The sequence below is a fragment of the Pseudomonas sp. TE3728 genome (assembly GCF_056279145.1).
The window spans coordinates 3,659,440-3,678,600 of the sequence record NZ_JBWBQT010000001.1; the positions used below are offsets into that span (position 1 = coordinate 3,659,440).

20 protein-coding genes are annotated in these 19,161 nt (G+C 61.1%); 6 read left to right on the forward strand and 14 right to left on the reverse strand.

What is annotated here, in order from left to right:
• Positions 1-91 precede the first annotated feature (91 nt).
• Complete coding sequence (locus ACZ89R_RS15865; RefSeq protein WP_429545282.1) at positions 92-1,867, reverse strand: FAD-dependent oxidoreductase; 1,776 nt, start codon at positions 1,865-1,867, stop codon at positions 92-94.
• A gap of 222 nt (positions 1,868-2,089) precedes the next feature.
• Between ACZ89R_RS15865 and ACZ89R_RS15870 the strand changes: the two genes are divergently transcribed.
• Both ACZ89R_RS15870 and ACZ89R_RS15875 read left to right on the forward strand, forming a co-directional pair.
• Entirely contained in the window at positions 2,090-3,496 is a 1,407-nt protein-coding gene (locus ACZ89R_RS15870; protein WP_429542407.1) for an adenosylmethionine--8-amino-7-oxononanoate transaminase, read from the forward strand.
• A gap of 198 nt (positions 3,497-3,694) precedes the next feature.
• Positions 3,695-4,414, forward strand: a complete 720-nt coding sequence (locus tag ACZ89R_RS15875) for a 16S rRNA (uracil(1498)-N(3))-methyltransferase (protein ID WP_429545281.1) — start codon at positions 3,695-3,697, stop codon at positions 4,412-4,414.
• Positions 4,415-4,486: 72 nt separating this feature from the next.
• On the opposite strand, the gene ACZ89R_RS15880 is transcribed toward ACZ89R_RS15875, so the two are convergent.
• From ACZ89R_RS15880 to ACZ89R_RS15890, 3 genes are read right to left on the reverse strand one after another with little or no spacing between them, the layout of a single operon-like run.
• A complete protein-coding gene (locus tag ACZ89R_RS15880; RefSeq protein ID WP_429545280.1) occupies positions 4,487-5,389 on the reverse strand; it encodes a transporter substrate-binding domain-containing protein in 903 nt (300 codons plus the stop codon).
• Positions 5,390-5,418: 29 nt separating this feature from the next.
• The gene (locus ACZ89R_RS15885) at positions 5,419-5,769 is read right to left on the reverse strand and encodes a RidA family protein (protein WP_429545279.1); all 351 of its coding nucleotides are present in this window, start codon (positions 5,767-5,769) and stop codon (positions 5,419-5,421) included.
• A gap of 18 nt (positions 5,770-5,787) precedes the next feature.
• A complete protein-coding gene (locus ACZ89R_RS15890) occupies positions 5,788-7,029 on the reverse strand; it encodes a D-amino acid dehydrogenase (protein ID WP_429545278.1) in 1,242 nt (413 codons plus the stop codon).
• A gap of 108 nt (positions 7,030-7,137) precedes the next feature.
• Between ACZ89R_RS15890 and ACZ89R_RS15895 the strand changes: the two genes are divergently transcribed.
• On the forward strand, positions 7,138-8,052 hold the full coding sequence (locus tag ACZ89R_RS15895) for a LysR family transcriptional regulator (RefSeq protein WP_429545277.1): 915 nt from the start codon (positions 7,138-7,140) through the stop codon (positions 8,050-8,052).
• 122 nt (positions 8,053-8,174) lie between these two features.
• Here ACZ89R_RS15895 and trhA read toward each other — a convergent pair whose 3' ends face one another.
• Positions 8,175-8,792 (reverse strand): PAQR family membrane homeostasis protein TrhA, encoded by a 618-nt coding sequence (gene trhA / locus ACZ89R_RS15900; RefSeq protein ID WP_429545276.1) that lies wholly within the window; start codon positions 8,790-8,792, stop codon positions 8,175-8,177.
• A 331-nt stretch (positions 8,793-9,123) separates the two neighbouring features.
• Between trhA and ACZ89R_RS15905 the strand changes: the two genes are divergently transcribed.
• Entirely contained in the window at positions 9,124-10,038 is a 915-nt protein-coding gene (locus ACZ89R_RS15905) for a LysR family transcriptional regulator (RefSeq protein WP_123500196.1), read from the forward strand.
• 149 nt (positions 10,039-10,187) lie between these two features.
• Here ACZ89R_RS15905 and madM read toward each other — a convergent pair whose 3' ends face one another.
• The 9 genes from madM to mdcA are packed head-to-tail and all read right to left on the reverse strand — an operon-like array spanning position 10,188 to position 17,441.
• Positions 10,188-10,952, reverse strand: coding sequence for a malonate transporter subunit MadM (madM, locus tag ACZ89R_RS15910; protein WP_007897997.1), 765 nt, complete (start codon positions 10,950-10,952; stop codon positions 10,188-10,190).
• A 1-nt stretch (position 10,953) separates the two neighbouring features.
• On the reverse strand, positions 10,954-11,370 hold the full coding sequence (gene madL, locus ACZ89R_RS15915; protein ID WP_007897996.1) for a malonate transporter subunit MadL: 417 nt from the start codon (positions 11,368-11,370) through the stop codon (positions 10,954-10,956).
• A 60-nt stretch (positions 11,371-11,430) separates the two neighbouring features.
• Positions 11,431-12,342, reverse strand: a complete 912-nt coding sequence (mdcH, locus tag ACZ89R_RS15920) for a malonate decarboxylase subunit epsilon (protein ID WP_429545275.1) — start codon at positions 12,340-12,342, stop codon at positions 11,431-11,433.
• The gene (locus tag ACZ89R_RS15925) at positions 12,339-12,959 is read right to left on the reverse strand and encodes a malonate decarboxylase holo-ACP synthase (RefSeq protein WP_401173680.1); all 621 of its coding nucleotides are present in this window, start codon (positions 12,957-12,959) and stop codon (positions 12,339-12,341) included. Before ACZ89R_RS15925 ends, mdcH begins: the two co-directional genes overlap by 4 nt.
• Positions 12,953-13,756 (reverse strand): biotin-independent malonate decarboxylase subunit gamma, encoded by an 804-nt coding sequence (gene mdcE, locus ACZ89R_RS15930; RefSeq protein ID WP_429545274.1) that lies wholly within the window; start codon positions 13,754-13,756, stop codon positions 12,953-12,955. Before mdcE ends, ACZ89R_RS15925 begins: the two co-directional genes overlap by 7 nt.
• A complete protein-coding gene (locus ACZ89R_RS15935) occupies positions 13,753-14,604 on the reverse strand; it encodes a biotin-independent malonate decarboxylase subunit beta (protein ID WP_429545273.1) in 852 nt (283 codons plus the stop codon). Before ACZ89R_RS15935 ends, mdcE begins: the two co-directional genes overlap by 4 nt.
• Positions 14,597-14,896 (reverse strand): malonate decarboxylase subunit delta, encoded by a 300-nt coding sequence (locus tag ACZ89R_RS15940; RefSeq protein ID WP_007897982.1) that lies wholly within the window; start codon positions 14,894-14,896, stop codon positions 14,597-14,599. The genes ACZ89R_RS15935 and ACZ89R_RS15940 overlap by 8 nt, the downstream gene beginning before the upstream one ends.
• On the reverse strand, positions 14,896-15,771 hold the full coding sequence (locus ACZ89R_RS15945; protein WP_429545272.1) for a triphosphoribosyl-dephospho-CoA synthase: 876 nt from the start codon (positions 15,769-15,771) through the stop codon (positions 14,896-14,898). Before ACZ89R_RS15945 ends, ACZ89R_RS15940 begins: the two co-directional genes overlap by 1 nt.
• Positions 15,771-17,441 (reverse strand): malonate decarboxylase subunit alpha, encoded by a 1,671-nt coding sequence (gene mdcA, locus ACZ89R_RS15950; protein WP_008007455.1) that lies wholly within the window; start codon positions 17,439-17,441, stop codon positions 15,771-15,773. Before mdcA ends, ACZ89R_RS15945 begins: the two co-directional genes overlap by 1 nt.
• 95 nt (positions 17,442-17,536) lie before the next feature.
• Here mdcA and ACZ89R_RS15955 point away from each other — a divergent pair, with 95 nt between their 5' ends.
• Together ACZ89R_RS15955 and ACZ89R_RS15960 are read left to right on the forward strand one after the other, a co-directional pair.
• Positions 17,537-17,899 carry a hypothetical protein gene (locus ACZ89R_RS15955; RefSeq protein WP_429545271.1) on the forward strand — a complete coding sequence of 121 codons (363 nt, stop codon included), beginning with the start codon at positions 17,537-17,539 and terminating at the stop codon, positions 17,897-17,899.
• Positions 17,900-18,694: 795 nt separating this feature from the next.
• Positions 18,695-19,072 carry a DUF6124 family protein gene (locus ACZ89R_RS15960; RefSeq protein WP_427624964.1) on the forward strand — a complete coding sequence of 126 codons (378 nt, stop codon included), beginning with the start codon at positions 18,695-18,697 and terminating at the stop codon, positions 19,070-19,072.
• The last annotated feature ends 89 nt before the right edge of the window (positions 19,073-19,161 follow it).

Consider the following 19,161-nt stretch of genomic DNA (forward strand, 5'->3'; position numbering starts at 1 on the left):
TCAACGCACACAGCAACCGGCGTTAGAGCGACATACGCAAGATATAAAAAAAGCGCGGCATCACTGCCGCGCTTTTTTTTGATTCCAGAACTTACTGCGTCTTGGTTTCACTCGTCACTGGGGTCTTCGCAGCAGTATTGACCGCTGGCTTCTTCACCGGCTCAGTCTTTTTCACCGTCGCCTTGACCGGGGCTTTTTTGGACTCGGTTTTGGCCGCAGGCTTTTTCACTGGCGCTTTGGCCGGCGCTTTCCTGGCAGGTTCTGCTTTCACCGGTGCCGCAGGCTTCGGCGCCTCAACCGGTGCTGGCGCTGGAGTCGGCGCAGGTACAGGGGCGGGTGCCGGAGCAACCGGTGCCACGGGTGCTGGCGCCTTGGCCGGTTCCGGTTTGTCGTCAGAACCACCGAACAGGTTGGTAAAGAAGTTACCTTTCTTCGCCGCCACTGCACCTGCCGCTGCTGCGGTCGCCGCCGGAACAACTTTCACCGGTTCAAACGACTTGCCCGCCGCCAGGTCTTCTACCTGACTGGCCGCACGCTGACCGGTGCGCAATGCGCCTTCCAGAGTGCCTGGGTACAAGGCGTCGGTGTGTTCGCCGGCAAAGGCTACACGTTGCAGCGGACGCTCCCACAGGCGCCAGTACTTGCTGATCTGACCCGGGCCGAAGGCCAGGTATGCGCCACCCATCGACGGATCGGTGCTGTAGCGACGGATTTCATAACCGGTGAACGAACCGCGTGCCTGTGGATAAAACGCATGCAGGCGAATCAGTACCTGATCAACCATCTGCTTGTCGCCGAAGGCCTGCATCACACGCGCGTTGTCGCCGGACAGGTTGATCACCACGTTGGCGCCGCCCTTCAGGGCCGGCTCGACCCACAACATGCCCAGGCCGGTGTTGCTGTAGATCTCGCCAGACATGCGCGCCTTGCTTTCCCACACTGGCGTCTTGAACTTCAGCATGATCTGGTCACGCCAGCCGTAGTTGGTGCCTTTGATGGCGCCCAGGTGCTGGGCATCCAGCGCCGGGGTCATCTGGATCTTGTTCAGTGCCCGCAATGGCACGGCCAGCACAACGTAGTCGGCCTGATAGCCAACACTGCCGACCTTCACGGTCACGCCGTCCTTGTCCTGAGTAATGGCCGAAACCGGAGAGCTGGTCTTGATGGTTTTCAGTTGTTTGACGAAGGCCTGAGCCAGCACCGGGCTGCCGCCAGGCAGACGCGAGGCGCGCAGGTCACGGTCGGCAACGCCACGGTAGACGCGGCTCTGTTGTGCGAAGTACAGCAGCGACAGGCGCGAAGGTTCGTCATAGCGGGTACGAATCTGCTGATTCACCAACTGACGCGCAGTGGCTGGCAGATTCAAGCGATCGAGCCAGTTGGACACGTTGATCTGGTCCAGTGCGAACAGTGTGCTGTTGGCGGCCGGGTTCTGCGGGTCTTCGATCGAACGCGCCAGATCATCCAGAGTCTTTTCGTAGCGTTTCAGCGCTTCGGCGGTGGCCGGCTGTTTAGTCGCCAGATCGGCGGCGGTGAAATATTCACCGTCGATCAGGTAGCTCGGCGTCCGCACGAATTCAGGGGCTGGCGTGGTGGTCAGCTTGAACGTCGAGATGTACTTGTTCAAAACCGGTTGGGTCTTGTCGTTGCCGATCCACTCACTGGTGGCCATGCCGGAGCGACCGCCCAACGTCGGTTTGGCTTCCAGCAGGGTGACCTGCCAACCTTTGTTCTGCAGCTCGTACGCCGCGGTGAGGCCCGAGAGCCCGCCGCCGACCACGATCACCGTTTTATCCTTGGCCAGCGCCGAAACGCTGAACAGCCCCAACATCACCAGCGCACAGGCGCGCAGCCAACCAGCAGACATTCAGCGAACTCCGGAAATACACGAGGAAATAGCGGTTTTACGAGTCAGACGACTCAAAGAACCGCGAAGAATACGTCAGCCATCAAAACGCCGCCAGCGACGTCTACCGCCTTATACAAAGTAGCTCAATCGACACAATGGGTTGTCCCGATGACGCGCATTGCATAGGCTTGCGCGATTGTTTGCCCGCGCACCAAGCGAGCCGCCTCGAGGAGACTGAACATGGGCCTGAATAATCAGTGGATGCAACGCGATCTCGCGGTGTTGTGGCATCCCTGCACCCAGATGAAAGACCACGAACAGCTGCCGCTGATCCCGATCAAGCGCGGCGAAGGCGTCTGGCTGGAAGACTTCGAAGGCAAACGCTACCTCGACGCGGTCAGCTCCTGGTGGGTCAACGTGTTCGGCCACGCCAACCCGCGGATCAACCAGCGCATCAAGGATCAGGTCGATCAGCTGGAACACGTGATCCTCGCCGGTTTCAGCCATCAGCCGGTGATTGAGTTGTCGGAGCGTCTGGTGAAGATGACGCCCGAAGGCCTGACCCGGTGCTTCTACGCCGATAACGGTTCGTCGTGCATCGAAGTCGCGCTGAAAATGAGCTTTCACTACTGGCTCAACCGCGGCCAGCCGAACAAGAAGCGCTTCGTCACCCTCACCAACGGTTACCACGGCGAGACCATGGCGGCGATGGCGGTGGGCGACGTGCCGCTGTTTACCGAAACCTACAAAGCCCTGCTGATGGACACCATCAAGGTGCCGAGCCCCGATTGCTATCTGCGCCCCGAGGGCATGAGCTGGGAAGAACACTCGCGCAACATGTTCGCCGCCATGGAGCAGACCCTGGCCGACAACCACGACACCGTGGCCGCGGTGATTCTGGAGCCGCTGATTCAGGGCGCTGGCGGCATGCGCATGTACCACCCGGTGTACCTGAAGTTGCTGCGCGACGCCTGTGATCGTTATGGCGTTCACCTGATCCACGATGAAATCGCCGTCGGCTTCGGCCGCACCGGAACGATGTTCGCCTGCGAACAGGCCGGCATCCGCCCGGATTTCCTCTGCCTGTCCAAGGCCCTGACCGGTGGTTACCTGCCGTTGGCGGCGGTGCTGACCACCGATGAGGTCTACAGCGCTTTCTACGACGACTACCCGACCCTGCGCGCCTTTCTGCACTCCCACAGTTACACCGGCAATCCGCTGGCGTGCGCGGCGGCGTTGGCGACGCTGGATATCTTCGAAGAAGACAACGTCATCGAGAACAACAAGGCTCTGGCCCAACGCATGGCCACCGCCACCGCGCACTTGGTCGACCACCCGAACGTTGCCGAAGTGCGCCAGACCGGCATGGTCCTGGCCATCGAGATGGTCAAGGACAAGGCCAGCAAGACCGCTTACCCGTGGCAGGAACGTCGTGGTTTGAGGGTGTTCCAGCATGCGCTGGAGCGTGGTGCTTTACTGCGGCCGTTGGGCAGCGTGGTGTATTTCCTGCCGCCGTACGTGATTACCCCGGAGCAGATCGATTTTCTGGCCGAGGTGGCCAGCGAAGGCATCGACATCGCTACCCGTGACAGCATCAGCGTGGCAGTGCCGAAGGACTTTCATCCGGGCTACCGTGATCCGGGCTAACAGCCACTGAGTAACCCTGTGGCGAGGGAGCTTGCTCCCGCTCGGCTGCGAAGCAGTCGTAACCCGGTTTGCGCGTTTTAACTGACAAAACGCGGTCGCCGGGTTCGGGGCTGCTTCGCAACCCAGCGGGAGCAAGCTCCCTCGCCACAAAAGCTGATTGCGCACGCTGCTACATTCGACTTTTTACAGAGACCCAGCATGAGACTGTCCCGCTTCTTTATCGACGCCCCCTTGAGCATCGGCGAACACGAGCTTCCCGAGGCCCAGGCCCATTACATCAGCCGCGTGCTGCGCATGGCCGAGGGTGATGCGGTGCAATTGTTCGACGGCTCGGGCCATGAGTTTCGCGGCACGCTGGCGGAAGTCGGCAAGAAGCGCGTCGTAGTGCAAATCGATGAAAGCTTCGCCGGGCAGGTCGAATCGTCGCTAGCGGTCCATCTCGGCCAGGGCTTGTCCCGTGGCGAGCGGATGGACTGGGCGATTCAGAAAGCCACCGAATTGGGCGTCAGCGAAATCACCCCGATCTTCACCGACCGCTGCGAAGTCCGCCTCAAGGACGAGCGCGCCGACAAACGCCTGATGCATTGGCGTCAGGTGGCGATCAGCGCCTGCGAGCAATGCGGGCGTTCACAGGTACCGGTGATTCATCCGCCGCTGCTGTTGACCGATTGGTTGAAACAGACGGAAGCCGAATTGAAGCTGGTGTTGCACCCGGTGGCCGAGCCGCTGGTGAGCCATGCGAAACCGGCGACACTGGCGTTTCTGATCGGCCCGGAAGGCGGGTTGTCCGACGCTGAAGTCGAACAGGCCAAGGCCGGCGGTTTTCATGCCGCCCGCCTCGGCCCTCGCGTGTTGCGCACTGAAACCGCACCGGTGGTGGCGTTGGCGGTGGCTCAGCAGTTGTGGGGGGATTTTTAAAAGATCGCAGCCTTCGGCAGCTCCTACGCGCCCGGTGGGCGCCGCCGAAGGCTGCGATCTTTTGATCTTGATCTATTGCACCGGATCACTCACCGGCTTCGCAATGATCGCTTTCAACTCGCTGGTCATCGGAAACTCAAGGTTCAAACCTTTAGGCGGAATCGGCTGCTGGAACCAGCGGTTGTAGATGCCATTGATTTCCCCTGAGCTGTACAAATCGGCGAGCGTCGAATTCACCAACTCGAGAAATTGCGGATCGCCCTTGCGCACCATGCAGCTGTAGATTTCCCGCGATTGCTCCTCGCCCACCACGACCCATTTATGCGGATCACGAGCCTTGGCGCGTTCACCGTAAAGCAACGCATCGTCCATATAGAACGCCGCCGCCCGCCCTGACTGCAGCATCTGGAAGGCTTCGCCATGGTCCTTGGCGCTGATCACGAACATGTCGATCTTGTGATCGACGTTGTAGCTCTTCAGAAACCGCTCATTGGTGGTGCCGGCGGTGGTCACAACGTTCTTGCCGCGCAGGTCGGCGAAGCTTTTGATGCCGCTGTCCTTCGCCGTGAGCAACTGCCCCTTCACATAGATAAACCCGTAGGAAAACGCCACTTGCTGCATGCGCTCGGCGGTCACGCCGGTGGAGCCGCATTCAAGGTCGACCGTACCGTTCTGCACCAGTGGAATGCGTGTTTGCGAAGTCACCAGGTTGTACTTCACCTGCAGATCCGGCAGTTCGAGTTTTTGCTTGATGCGCTCGACAATCTTGCTCGCCAGGTCCACCGAATAGCCCATCGGCTGCCCCGTGTGATCACCCACGTAAGAGAACGGCACCGACGCATCGCGATAGCCCAGCGTGATGCTCTTGGCATTGGCGACCTTGTTCAGCGTGCCGGTCAGCGGCGCTTCATTGGCCTGGACCTGACTGGCGAACAGCAGGCCGAGGGTGCAGCCGATCAACGTGATTTTTTGCATTTGTTATTCTCCGTTGTGGGTAGATCGAATTAGCGGCGGGCGGCGATCACGGTGATTTCCACCAGGACCTCTGGATGGGCCAGTTGCGCCTGCAACGTGGTGCGGGTCGGTGCCTTGTCCGGCGACAGCCATTGTGACCAGACCTCGTTCATGGCGGCGAAGTCGCGGCCAATGTCGCTCAGGTAAATGGTCGCGTTGAGCAAGTGATCCTTGTCGCTGCCAGCCTCGGCCAGCAACCCATCGATTTTCGCCAGCACCTCTGCGGTTTGGCCTGCAGCGTCGCGGCTGTCACCCGGCACCTGGCCCGATAGAAACACCAGTTCGCCAAAGGTCACGGCGCCAGAGAGTCGACTGTTGCTGTTGAAACGCTTGATGCTCATCGGTTCTTCCTTTTCCAGTCAGGCGACGCGGGGTGCGAGGCCCTGCATTTCGATCGAGGGTGCGCGCCGGGCAATCAACTCACTCAGCAGCCGCGCGCTACCGCAGGCCAAAGTAAAGCCCAAGGCGCCATGGCCGAGGTTGAGCCAGAGGTTGCGGTACGCCGTGGCGCCAATCAACGGCACGCCGCTTGGGGTCGCCGGGCGCATGCCGGCCCATTCGATGGCGGCGTCATAATCGCCGGCATTGGGCAAGGTTTCCTGCGCCTGGCGTTTGATCAGCGCCAGACGCTTGGGATCGAGTGCCGGGTCGAAACCGACAATGTCGACCATCGCCGCCACCCGCAGTTGTGCACCGATGCGGGCGTAAACGATCTTGCGGTTGTAATCGGTGATGCTCAGCTCTGGCGCGCGGTGTTCGGCGCGGATCGGCATGGTCAGGCTGTAGCCCTTGAGCGGATACAGAGGCAGGTTCATGCCCGGCAACGCCAGCGCCGGGCTGCGATGACCGGCAGCGATCACCAGTTGCTCGACCGGCAATACCTGCGCGCCCATTTCAACAGCCTGCACCGCGCCGTCCCCATGGCGAATGCCGGTGACCGTGCGCCCCGGCAAAAACTCGCAACGCCCCGACGCCTTGAGCCGGGCCACCAGTTGCTGGCAGAACGCATGGCAGTCGGCGACTTCTTCATCGGGCGTGTAGATCGCCCCTACAAACGGCGCATCGGCAAGCGCCGGCTCCAACTGTGCGCACTCGGCCCGGGACAACACCTGTTGCTGTCGCGGATCAGCCAGCCCTTGGCGCGCATGCTCGAAACTCGCGGCTTCCCGAAACGTCACCAGTTTGCCGTTGCGCCGCCAGTCGAAACCGTCGAGACGGTCTTCGTCGCGCCAGCCTTGCAGCGTGGCCTGGCTCAGCAGCGCCAGGCGCAGCAGATGGGCGCCGTTGCGCTGATTCACCGAACGCCGGCAAGCCGCCAGAAAGGCCGCCATCCAGCGCCATTGCGCCGGGTCCAGGCGCGGGCGCAGCTTCAACGGCGAGTCACCGCGCAACATCCAGCCCAGTGCCTGCAACGGTACGCCGGCATCGGCCAGTGGCGCGACATAGCGGTAGGACAACTGGCCGCCGTTGGCGAAACTGGTCTCGCTGGCAAACGAATCCCGGGCCTCGATCAGCGTCACGTCGATGCCGTCGCGAACCAGTGCGTAAGCCGTTGTCAGCCCGATGACGCCGCCACCGATGATGCAAACCCGCTGAGCCATGTCAGTCCTTAAGCGTTGTTGAAACGTGCCCTCAGCTTAGGACCAGGTGACAGACGCTGAACAATGCATAAAGATGCCTGAGCCATAAACAAAGGTTATGGACTTGCCATGCGACTGCGACACATCGAAATTTTCCAGGCCATTCGCCAGACCGGTTCGGTCAGTGGCGCCGCCCAGTTGCTGCACGTGTCGCAGCCGGCGGTGAGCAAAGTGCTGCAACACGCCGAACAGCAACTGGGCTTTGCGTTGTTCCTGCGGGTGCGCGGTAAATTGCAGCCGACGCCCGAAGCCCTGGAGCTTGAGCGCGAGGTCGACAAGGTCACCGAAAGCCTGCAAGGCGTGCGACGTCTGGCCCAGAGCCTGCGCCGCGAGCCGGGCCACAGTGTACGGATCGGCGCGATCCCGGCGCTGGCCTTGTCGCTGCTGCCGCCGGCGATCAACGAATGGACGCAACGCTACCCGCAAATCGCCTGCGAATTGTCCAGCGCCCACAGCCGTGAGCTGATGCAGAACCTGTTGATGCGCGAAGTGGATGTCGCTCTGACGTTGCAACTGCCCGATCATCCAGGCCTGAAGGCGCAGGCCCTGGCCTGCGGGATGCTGGTGGCGCTGGCGCCAAAGGGCTTTTGGGCCGACGACACTCACGGTAAACCGCTGCCGTTGATCGAACTGGCCGGTGCGCCGCTGATCGGCCTGTCCAGCGCCGACCCGCTGGCCGCCCGACTCGACAGCTACCTTGAGGCGGTCGATCCGCCACCCCGGGTACGCATCGCGGTGCAGACTTATTCGCTGGCGCGGGCGATGGTTGAATCCGGTGCCGGGCTAGCAGTGATCGACCCGTTCACCGCGCTCGGCGCGTCCCCCGCCACCACGGCGATTCGCCCTCTGGCGCCGGCGCTACCGATCACCCTGTACGCGGTGACCCGCGCAGATGAACCGCCGCCACACACCTTGAGCGACTTGTTGCAGGTGTTCAGCCGACGGGCGCAGGCGCAATTGGATCGCTTGTGTCCCCTAATGTAGGAGCGAGGCTTGCCCGCGAAGAACGATGACGCGGTGTACCTGATATATCGCGGGGGCCTTGTTCGCGGGCAAGTCGGATCGCCGCACCGCTCGCTCCTACAGATTTTGAGCTGCAGTGCGATCTACAAGACATAAAACAGAATCGCCACAAAGTGCAGCAAGCTCCCGGCAATCACAAACAGATGCCAGACCCCATGCGCATGCCGCAAGCGATTATCGAGGGCAAAAAAGATAATCCCCACGGTGTACAACACCCCGCCCGTCGCCAGCCAGGTAAAGCCGACTGGCCCCAGCGCCGCCAGCAATGGCTTGACCGCCACCAACACAATCCAGCCCATCACCGCGTAAATCACGATCGACAGAATCCGCGCTTCCGAGCGGGGTTTGATCTCTTGCAGGATGCCGATCAGCGCCAGCCCCCAGACGATCCCGAACAACGTCCAGCCCCACGGCCCGCGCAGGGTGACCAGGCAGAACGGTGTGTAACTGCCGGCAATCAACAGGTAGATCGAAAAGTGATCAACCTTCTGCATGATCGCTTTCTTGCGCCCGCGCACGCTGTGGTACACGGTCGAGGCGCTGTAGAGCACCAGCAAGGTAAACGCATAAATCGCCACACTGACGATCTTCCACGGACTGCCATCCATACTGGCAATCACCAACAGCCACACGCCGCCGACAAACGCCGCCACCGCCCCGACCAGATGCGTCCAGGCGTTCAATCTTTCCCCGTGATACATGCGTTGCTCACCTTAAAAATTCATTAACACAAAGCCCTGTAGGACCGGCGTAGAAGCTGTGTAGGAGCTGTGTAGGAGCTGTGTAGGAGCTGTCGAGTGAAACGAGGCTGCGATCTTTTGATCTTGATCTTAGGATGCCAAAGATCAAAAGATCGCAGCCTTCGGCAGCTCCTACAAAAGCCATCGAGCCAAACCTCAGATCTTGATTCTAGGTGCCCTTAAAGATGCCGAAGATCAAAAGATCGCAGCCTTCGGCAGCTCCTACGAAAGCCATCGAGCCAAACGTCAGCCAATTGGGCACAATCGAACGATTCGAATAAGAGTCACGCCCATGCTGATCGATGAAGAGTTGACCCTGAAAAAACTCGAGGTGTTCCTGGCCTTCATGCGCACCGGCAACCTGACCCGCGCCGCTGCCGAGTTACAAACCAGCAACGTCAGCGTGCACCGCGCTATCCACTCTCTGGAAAGCGCCCTGCGTTGCCCGCTATTCAAACACGAAGGCCGCAACCTGACCCCACTCGAAAGCGCTTATGTGCTGGAAGAACGGGCGCAGAAGCTGATTCAGGACGTGCTCGAAAGCGTGCGCCTGACCCGCGAAGCGGCCGGTTTCTCCGCCGAACGTTTCAAACTCGGGTCACTGTATTCGCTGACGGTGAAGACCGTGCCGCAGCTGATCATGGGCCTGAAAATTCGCCGCAGCGAACTCAATATCGACCTGATCCTGGGCTCGAATATCGACCTGTTGTACAAGCTCAAGAACATGGAAGTCGACGCGATCCTGGTGTCGCTGGATGACAGCGTGAATGACCCGGACTGCGAGCAGATTCCGTTGTTTTCCGATGACATCTTCCTCGCCACCCCGGCGGATTCGCCCTTTGCCCAGCGGACCGAAGTCGATCTGGCCGAGGTGCGCGACGAGACATTCATCACCTTGACCCAAGGCTTCGCCACGCACCAGGACGGTATTCGGGTGTTCAAGCAGGCGGGGTTCGAGCCAAAGGTGGCGATGCAGGTCAACGACATCTTCACCCTGCTGAGCATGGTCAGCTCCGGGGTCGGTTATGCGTTGCTGCCGGGAAGGATTGCGGCGGTGTATGAGAACCGGGTGAAGCTGATTCCGTTGCAGGAAAAGTATCGGTTACAGCAGCACATCGGGGTGGTGTTCCTGAAGGCCAAGGAGCGTGACCCGAATTTGCTGGCGTTGCTGGCGGAGTGTCGGATGTATGCCAATCGGCAGGCTTGAGTGTGGCGAGGGAGCTTGCTCCCGCTCGGGTGCGTAGCGCCCGCAAAATCAGACCACCGGATTTACCTGATACACCTTGGTGTCAGAAATTGGGGCTGCTGCGCAACCCAGCGGGAGCAAGCTCCCTCGCCACAAGAAGCAGTCATTCGTTAGCCGACAATCCCGCGAACAATGAAGTACAGCAACGAAGGCCCAAGCAAGCACCCAAGCCCGGTGTGGAACGTCGCGGTCAACGCGCCATACGGCACCAGCCGCCGATCCGTCGCCGCCAACCCTGCGGTCACCCCACTCACCGTCCCGGCCAGGCCGCCAAACACCATCGCCGAGCGCGGGTTATCCAGCCCCATCCAGCGCGCCGCCATCGGTGTGCCGACCATCACCAGAATCGCCTTGATCAGCCCGGTGGCAATCGACAACGCCATCACATCGGACGTGGCACCAATCGCGGCCCCGGTCACTGGCCCGACGATGTACGTCACCGCGCCCGCGCCAATGGTGGTCATGCTGATCGCATCGCGATAACCGAATACCCAGGCCATGCTCGCCCCGACAATGAACGGCAGAATCGTGCCCAGCAGCAGCGCGATAACACCAATCATCCCGGCCTTTTTCGCTTCCGTGGCCTGCACCTCAAACGCCGTGGCGACAATGGCAAAGTCACGCAGCATCGCGCCACCCATCAAGCCGATGCCAGAGAACAGCGTTAAGTCCGCCAGGCCTTTTTGCCCGCCGGTCATGGTGCCGCCGACCCAGGCCAGCACCAGGCCGATGACGATGGCAATCGCCGAGCCGTGAATCCGTCCGAAGGTCAGGCGCTTGGACAACACCACCGACACCCACATGATCACGCCAACGAAGGCGAACGCCGTGATCAGACCGTTATGTTCCAGACCTTTCTCGATGAGATCCCACATATCAGCGACCTCCTGCCGGTGCGCCAACCGACGTTATGTCCGCCGGTTCATCGGGCAAGGGTTCACCTTTGTGGGTCCGGCTGATCAGGGCAATGGTGCAGCCACAGAGCACCACCGAACCGATCGCCGCCAGCACCGCCACCGGGCCGCCGTGTAGAGCGGTAACGACGTTCTGTTGCGCGGCCATCGCCACCACCACCGGAATGTACATGGCGCCCCAGAAGCCGACGCCCATCTCGCAATCCTTGGTCATGCCGCCGCGTTTTTGCATCCACAACCGCGCGCAAATCAGCAGGATCATCGCGATCCCGACCCCGCCGACGTTGGATTTCACGCCCAGCAATGCGCCGAGCATGTCACCCATGATCACCCCTGCCAGCGTACAGATCGCCAACAGCGCCACACCGTAAATAATCATTGTTGTAGTCCTCAAAGTGCATCGTCGGAATTGTTGTTTTTGTCGTTCGCAGCCTGAGTTCTAGGGTTGGCGTCTTCCCTCCTCACGCAACAGCGCCTGCAAGGTATCGAGCCGCGCACCGTCGAAGGCAATCACGGTGCCCTGCTCGAACACCCGGCGCGCCAGCCCGGTCAACACCGCACCGGGCGGCAGTTCGATCTGTAGACGTACGCCGCGCTCGTAGGCGCTTTGTACCGTGCCGCGCCAATCCACCACACGGCACATGTTGAAGGCCAGGTCGTCGCGTAACGCCTCGGGATTGATAACGGGCCGGGCGCGACTGCCGCTCAGGTAACCCACGGTCGGCGTTTTCAACTGCACCTTGGCGAAAGCTTCGGCCAGGGTTTTTGCCGGTGCTTCCAGCAGCGGGCAATGGGACGGCACGCTGACCGCCAGACGCTTGGCCAGACCGGCGCCACGCCCTTTCGCCAACTCGGCAACCGCTTTCATCGCCTCGTCGCTGCCAGCAATGACTACCTGGTTATCGGCGTTGATATTGGCCAGGTAAACCAGTGTATCGACGCTGTGAACCTGCGCCAGCAACCTTTCCACCGTCGCCAGATCCAGACCGATGATCGCGGTCATGCCATAGCCCTGAGGATAAGCCTGCTGCATCAGCTCACCGCGCAGGCTGACCAGATGCAGCGCATCGCTGAAGCTCAAGGCGCCGGCGACCACCGCCGCTGGATAGGCGCCGATGGACAATCCGGCCACGTAATCCGCGCTCAATAACAACTGACGTGAAGCGGCGACTCCGGCGATCAGCAGGCATAACTGAACCGCCCTCGTCGACTGCAACGCCTCGGCAGAATCGAGCAACAAAACATCTTCACCCAGCACCTCGCTCGCCTCGATCAGCGTTTCCCGAGGCAAACGATGAAGCATGCCCGGTTGTTGCGCGCCCTGACCGGGGAACACCAGCAAACTGCTCACGCTGCTTGCTCCTGCGGGTTCCAGGGATCGGTGACCAGGCAGGCGACCTGAGCGTTTTTGAGCAGCACCCGCTGCGACGGGCCGGCCCATTCACGCAAGGCCACAGCGCCATAAGGTGTCTGCAATTGCATGTCGACCAGACACTCAGCGGCGCCGAGAAGCGTCACCAATTCCTGCGCTTGAGTACGGCCCAGCAGTTGCGGTGTACGCAGGATCAAGTCCAGATCGCTGCGCTCATGCAACGCCGCAAAACCACTGGCCAATTCAAACCCGGCGCTGCCGCTGACACCCCACACCCAACCGCAGGCGTCGAGCATTGGTCGCAATTGCGCCAGCGCTCGCAGGGCCCGCAGGTCCCGAGTCGCCTCGACATGACACAGCTCTTCCGGCCTTACCCGACGTGCAATCGCCGTGATCGCCATCGACGTTGCATAACGCTGCTCACGCAAGCGTCCGCGCACGCCGACCGCGATTTGATCCGGCGCAGTCATCGCACGCCGAACCACCACCGGCTGACCCGCGCTGATCGACTCGATCACCCACGCAGGCGCATCCGCAGGCAACTGCTCCGGGGTCATCCCCCACAGCAGGTCGTGGGCCAGAAGCGTGCTCACCACTGCTCTCTCAGCAGTTGGCGAACCTTGCTCGACGCGGCGCGATTGTTCGCACCCAAGCGGCCGCTCAAATCGCGACGACCAGCCCCGACATCTTCAATCGCCTGAACCAGACACTCGTTCACCCGCGCCAGATCCGCCGTCGTCGGCTGCTCAATCTGATCCACCGACAAGGTTTCCCAGAGCAGACCCAGGCTGGCAAAGCTGTCGATGTCATAGGCCATCGGCGGCACGCTGGCGGCCAAGGCTTCAAGCTCTTCGACACTGCGCAACGTCACACGCGCCGCCGACGCCTTGCCCATCGCATGCACCATCACGCCCGGATCGCGCAACGCGATCAGCCGGTTGGCCTGATAGCCATGAGCGAGGAAGGCGCCAGACATCGCCTTGCCCACCAGTAAACCGATCACCGCATGCCCGGCCAGTCGGGCGCGGGCATAACTGTCCGCAGCACCGGCTAGGGCTTGATGAATGCCGAGGGCTTCTTCGCGCCGGCCGTAAGCCTGGCTCGGCACATCGACGATGGCGATCAAGGCGCGTTTTTGAGGTTTGTCGTTATCCGCGGCAATGGCGTCATCCACCGCTTTGGCCAGGCCCCAGCCTTCCAGCAAACCGACCTCGCCATTGCGGGCGCGGACGAAACGGTTGTCGGGATCGGCCACCACCGCAATAAATCGCACGGGCTGGTCACCCAGCGCACCATCGGCGACTTTCAACGACGCCGGCAAATCCGCGACCGGTTTCGCGCCGGCACTCAAGGCGTTGAACCAGTTCAAGCCTCTCAGGGAATACGAACTCATGAGCGCTCTCCTTGATACAGATCGCGAACCGTCGCCGGTTCGATTTGTGGTTCAGCATCCAGGCTGGCCAGCCGTTGCAGAAACCATTCGGACTGGCGACTACGTTGCTGCGCCGGCAAACCCTGCTGGAGCAATTCGCTAACCTGCAGCTGAATCTGCGCCACGTCGTCAGCCACGTAGCGATCCACCAGACCACTGGCGAAACGTTGCTCGCCGCCGGTCAGGCTCCAGATAAACGGGCGATCGCGGGAGTCGTATTCCTCAAGTCCGGCTTCCTGCTCGATCACTTGAGGGCCGTTGAGGCCAAGGCGCGCTTCCTGAGTCACCAGCAAATAGCTGCACAACCCGGCGGCAATCGACATGCCGCCAAAGCAACCGACGCTGCCGGCGACCACGCCAACTACCGGTTGGTACTGGCGCAAATCGACAATCGCCGCATGAATATCGGCAATCGCCGCCAGCCCGAGATTGGCCTCCTGCAAACGCACGCCACCGGTTTCCAGCAGCAACACGGCGCGAGTGGGAATGCCTTTGCGGTTGTCCTCGGCGGCCAGTTCCAGCGCACCGGCAATCTTCGCTCCGCCGACTTCTCCCAGGCTGCCGCCCTGAAACGCGCCTTCGATGGCAGCGATCACCACCGGCAAACCGCCGATGCTGCCCTTGGCGATCACCACGCCGTCATCGGCTTGCGGCACCACGCCCTGGCGTGACAGCCATGGCGACATGACGCGCTGAAACGGGTCGAGCAGTTCACGAAAAGTACCCGCGTCGAGCAAGGCTTTCGCTCGTTGCCGGGCGCCGAGTTCGACGAAGCTATGTTTGCTGAGAAGCGCTGCGCTGTCAGTCATGGCTGATCTCCTCGAAGCCTTGTTCCAGGCGCAAACGCACCACGCCGGGAGTGGCGCCAAAATCGTGGATATCAATCGCCATCGCGGGCGGTGTCTGGCCGTCGAACATCCGCGCGAACAGATGCTGCCAGCGTTGTTCGCTGCCGTTGACCGAGGTCTGCACCTGGATCGTCAGCTTGCCGGCCAGCCCCGGTTCGATCAGCACTTCCAGATCGCCCGAGCCCACGCAGCCCACCAGCGCCCTGCCCCGTGGCGGCTGCCCGGCGGGGAATTCAAAGGATAAGGTTTCCATCAAAACGCTCCCTGGAGGACGCCGTCGCCCGAGTCGATACGGTCGATAAACAGGCAGGCTGCGAGCAAGTCCGCAGCGCCGCCGGGCGAGGCATTCAACGCGATTAATTGTTGGTCCAGCTCATGCAAACGGCGGCGACCGGCCAGGCTCGCACTGCCGCCAGCGTCGAGCACCGCTTGAGCGCCAAGTTGCATGGTCTGCAGGCCTTGTTCGCCCGCGCGGTAGAGCACGCAGGTGTCGGCCAGTGTCGTCATGATCGCCAGCAAGGCATCGAGCCGGGCGTTCTGTTCGCCATGGCCGGCGGCGCGGCTGCGTTTGAGTTGCGGCAGTGCGCGTTGAATCACTGCCGGGAAACCAAGCTGTGCTTCTTCGCGTGCACCGCGAGCACCGTAACGCTGGGCGACTTGAGCGCCATGGCTCAGAGGACGCGGCGCGTAACGGTCGTCGAGCAAGGCCAGACGTGCGGCGCGCAAGGTCACGGCGCTGGCTTTGGTATTCGTGCACTCCAGCGCCACCGCAGCAACCAACAGCCCCAACGCCCAGATCGCCCCACGATGAGTATTCACACCGTCGGTGGTGGCGAGCATCGTTTGCTCACCGTTACGACCAATCCGCCCGAGGGCTTCGCGCAGGGGTAAACCGACTTCGCCAAATTCGATGGCCGCTTCTCCCATTGCTTTGAACGCCGGCCACAACGACAGCGCCGAGGCGTGCATCAGGCTCAGGTGTAAATCGGTGTGCGCACCATTGCCGCGACGATCCACCAGCGCCGGTTTCGGCGACAGATCCGCTTCGTCGATCAGCGCGTCCACCGCCAGATCCGCCAGCCGTTCGGCCAGGGTTAACGTTTTCGGTTGCAGGTTGAATGCGTGCATTACCAGCTCCTGAACTTGGCGGGTGGGTTGTAGAGGCCACCGGACCACTCCACCAGATCGGCCACGCTTTTCGCTGCGAGCAGCTCGCGGGTGGCGTCGGTGCGGCGGATGCCGAGGTCTTCGGGCAAAGCGATCAGGCCTTCGCGGCGCATACGGGCGGTGTCTTTCGGGTTGTGTCGCAGGCCGATGGCGGTCACCCCGGCCACGGCCGCGATCATCGCCTGACGCTCTTCGAGGGAACGGGCCTTGTACAAATAGGCGATGCCTTCTTCGGTGAGCAGGTGGGTGACGTCGTCGCCGTAAATCATGATCGGCGCCAGCGGCATACCGCTTTTCTTCGCCACTTCCACGGCATCGAGGGTTTCGACGAAGGTCGGTTTGCCGCCCTCCTGGAAGGTCTCGACCATTTGCACCACGAGTTTTTTGCCGCGTTCCAGCAAGGCTTCAGGTGCATCGTCGTGACGCATGTCGAGCCAGGCCGGCGTGCCATGGCGGCGACCGCGCGGGTCGTGGCCCATGTTCGGCGCCCCCCCGAAACCGGCCAGGCGACCGCGCGTCACAGTGGAGGAATGGCCGTCGCCGTCGACTTGCAGGGTTGCGCCGATGAACAGGTCCACCGCGTACTGTCCGGCCAGTTGGCAGAACATCCGGTTGGAGCGCAGGGAGCCGTCGCGGCCGGTGAAGAACACATCAGGCCGGGCAGCGATGTAGTTTTCCATGCCCAGCTCGGTGCCGAAACAATGCACGCTTTCGACCCAGCCGCTTTCGATGGCCGGGATCAGGGTTGGGTGAGGATTGAGGGTCCAGTTGCGGCAGATCTTGCCCTTCAAACCGAGGGATTCGCCGTAGGTCGGCAGGATCAGTTCGATGGCCGCGGTGTTGAAACCGATGCCGTGGTTCAGGGATTGGACGTTGTGTTTTTCGTAGATCCCGCGGATCGCCATCATCGCCATCAACACGTGCACAGGCTTGATGTGCCGTGGGTCGCGGGTGAACAGCGGTTCGATGTAGAACGGCTTGTCGGCCACCACCACGAAGTCGACCCAAGACGCAGGGATGTCGACACGGGGCAGTTCGCTGACGTCGTCCACCAATTGGTTGACCTGCACGATGACGATGCCATCGCTGAACGCCGCCGGTTCAATCAATGCGGGGGTGTCTTCGGTGCTCGGGCCGGTGTAGATGTTGCCGGCGCGGTCGGCCATGAAACCGGCCGAGAGCACGACGTTGGGAATCAGGTCGACCACCAGTCGCGCATAGAGCTCGATGTAGGTGTGGATCGCGCCGATTTCCAGCAGGCCGTCTTCGAGCAACTGACTGATGCGCAGGCTTTGGGTGCCGGCAAAAGAGAAGTCGAGCTTGCGGGCGATACCACGCTCGAACAGGTCCAGGTGCTCGGAACGCCCGACGCTGGGCATGATCATGTGCAAGTCATGCAGCTTGCCCGGATCGGCCTTGGCCAGGGAGCGGGAGAGGAAATCCGCCTGCTTCTGGTTATTGCCCTCCAGCACCACACGGTCGCCGGGCAAAATCAACGCCTCCAGCGCCGCAACGATCTTGTCGGTGGGCAACACCACACCGTCGGCAAGCCCCTTCACCAATTCGAGGCGCCGCTGCTTTTCGCTGCGCCGCCGCGTCCATCGCGAGTCGGGGGATATTGTTGTTGTCATGACCACTCCACGGGTTCGCTGTCGTGGGGGTCACCTTAGGAGCGTTGGGTGGGAGCATCAATCAAGCAGCGTGTTGGATTGTTACGGTCAGGGTAATGGTTGTCAGTGCCGACGCCATCGCGAGCAGGCTCGCTCCCACATTGGAACGCGTCACCCCTGTGGGAGCGAGCCTGCTCGCGATGGGGCCCGACAGCCAACCAATCTCTCGCAGGCATAAAAAGGTACTAACTGAGCGTGAATACTCGTTCGATGATCTTGAGAGCCGACTTCCCGTCAGCTTCATACAAACCTTTCAATTGCTGCTGGTCAGAAAGACGGTGCAGTTTGAAGTGGTTGTAGAACGCTTGCCCAAGCCGCTGGCCGCTGAAGTTTCCTGCACGATGCATTGCATGGAATTCCTGGTATGCGTTCTTTTCAAGCACCAACGGAGTCATCGTATTGACCAGACTGAAGAGTGAGGACCAGAAGGATAGGTGAGAGGCCTAATGCCAGTCACTTAAGCCGTAATACAGGCTTTAGCGGTCTGTCAGACTGACCGCGTTATCATTCTTCGCGGACAAGCCCACTCCCACAGGTTTTGAGGGTGACACCAATCTCACTGTAGGAGCTGCCGCAGGCTGCGATCTTTTGATCTTTACGTCATTGCTCGCACCGGAAGATCAAAAGATCGCAGCCTTCGGCAGCTCCTACAGGGTTTCCCCCCATCAGATTGATCTTGTCCTGCTGCGCTACCCGCACGACAAAACTATTTTCAGCCACCAGTTTGGCGGCCCAGTCGTCGGGGGTGTAGAGCGTCGGGTTGAGGACGCGGAACGCTAGGTCCCTTTTTGGGAATCTTCAACCTGATACAGAAACCTTTGTGGCCAGGGGCTTGTTGGAAGGTCCGACCGCCTGAGGTTTTGTGTTTAGAAGTTTGTCCGCAGGAACGGTGAGAGGCTACGCAGTCTGGCGTTGCTGCCTACAGCAATGCCGGAACCCGCTGACTGGTGCGCTTTTGCGTTGATCTTTATCGTTTGCGTGTCGCTGCCAATTCAGCGACCGGGTTTGGAACCCCGAGGTGTAGAAGACGCAAAAGCGCCCCTCATGACGTATGCTTGCGCACCTTTAATGTGTGTATTCCGTTATGGCGGCTGTACGCGGGAGACCTTCGGGTCTGCCGGGTTTTCTCCACCTCGGGTTCCAACCTGCGTACAGCTGCCACCCCTTCGCTTGGAACCGATGGAGCAGCTGAAACTCATTACTGGAGATACACAATGTTCAAAGCTACTCCCAACCCGCCAGAATCCGGGACCGATTCCCAAGCATCCCTCGATGCAGAAAAAATGAAGGAAGCCGCCGACCGCGCCTTCTCCCATTACTTCCCGTCACCCCACGAAAAACCGGCCAAACGCCGTAAGTCCCAGCTCTTCACCGTCGCCCCCGATATCGACACCGAAGCCCTTCTGGCCAATGCCTCCGAAGACCTGCTGTCCATCAGCGCCATTGCTGCCGACCTGGCGGACGATGTAGAAGGCTCACGCCGTTCTGTAGCTTTAGCGCTCAGCCGTTTGGCAGATGGCGTGCAGTTGTTGGTGGAGCGAGTGCTGGATCATCATGAGTCGTTGCAGATGAAGGCTCGGGCTGGGGTTTAACGCAGAAACCCCCGTGGCGAGGGAGCTTGCTCCCGTTCGGCTGCGAAGCAGTCGTAAAACCATTGTTCTCGGTGTACCTGATACACCTC

Coding starts and splice junctions, on each gene's coding strand:
- ACZ89R_RS15865 (WP_429545282.1), bottom strand. CDS start 1,867: ATGTCTGCTGGTTGGCTGCGCGCCTGTGCGCTGGTGATGTTGGGGCTG.
- ACZ89R_RS15870 (WP_429542407.1), top strand. CDS start 2,090: ATGGGCCTGAATAATCAGTGGATGCAACGCGATCTCGCGGTGTTGTGG.
- ACZ89R_RS15875 (WP_429545281.1), top strand. CDS start 3,695: ATGAGACTGTCCCGCTTCTTTATCGACGCCCCCTTGAGCATCGGCGAA.
- ACZ89R_RS15880 (WP_429545280.1), bottom strand. CDS start 5,389: ATGCAAAAAATCACGTTGATCGGCTGCACCCTCGGCCTGCTGTTCGCC.
- ACZ89R_RS15885 (WP_429545279.1), bottom strand. CDS start 5,769: ATGAGCATCAAGCGTTTCAACAGCAACAGTCGACTCTCTGGCGCCGTG.
- ACZ89R_RS15890 (WP_429545278.1), bottom strand. CDS start 7,029: ATGGCTCAGCGGGTTTGCATCATCGGTGGCGGCGTCATCGGGCTGACA.
- ACZ89R_RS15895 (WP_429545277.1), top strand. CDS start 7,138: ATGCGACTGCGACACATCGAAATTTTCCAGGCCATTCGCCAGACCGGT.
- trhA (WP_429545276.1), bottom strand. CDS start 8,792: ATGTATCACGGGGAAAGATTGAACGCCTGGACGCATCTGGTCGGGGCG.
- ACZ89R_RS15905 (WP_123500196.1), top strand. CDS start 9,124: ATGCTGATCGATGAAGAGTTGACCCTGAAAAAACTCGAGGTGTTCCTG.
- madM (WP_007897997.1), bottom strand. CDS start 10,952: ATGTGGGATCTCATCGAGAAAGGTCTGGAACATAACGGTCTGATCACG.
- madL (WP_007897996.1), bottom strand. CDS start 11,370: ATGATTATTTACGGTGTGGCGCTGTTGGCGATCTGTACGCTGGCAGGG.
- mdcE (WP_429545274.1), bottom strand. CDS start 13,756: ATGAGTTCGTATTCCCTGAGAGGCTTGAACTGGTTCAACGCCTTGAGT.
- ACZ89R_RS15935 (WP_429545273.1), bottom strand. CDS start 14,604: ATGACTGACAGCGCAGCGCTTCTCAGCAAACATAGCTTCGTCGAACTC.
- ACZ89R_RS15940 (WP_007897982.1), bottom strand. CDS start 14,896: ATGGAAACCTTATCCTTTGAATTCCCCGCCGGGCAGCCGCCACGGGGC.
- ACZ89R_RS15945 (WP_429545272.1), bottom strand. CDS start 15,771: ATGCACGCATTCAACCTGCAACCGAAAACGTTAACCCTGGCCGAACGG.
- mdcA (WP_008007455.1), bottom strand. CDS start 17,441: ATGACAACAACAATATCCCCCGACTCGCGATGGACGCGGCGGCGCAGC.
- ACZ89R_RS15955 (WP_429545271.1), top strand. CDS start 17,537: ATGGTTGTCAGTGCCGACGCCATCGCGAGCAGGCTCGCTCCCACATTG.
- ACZ89R_RS15960 (WP_427624964.1), top strand. CDS start 18,695: ATGTTCAAAGCTACTCCCAACCCGCCAGAATCCGGGACCGATTCCCAA.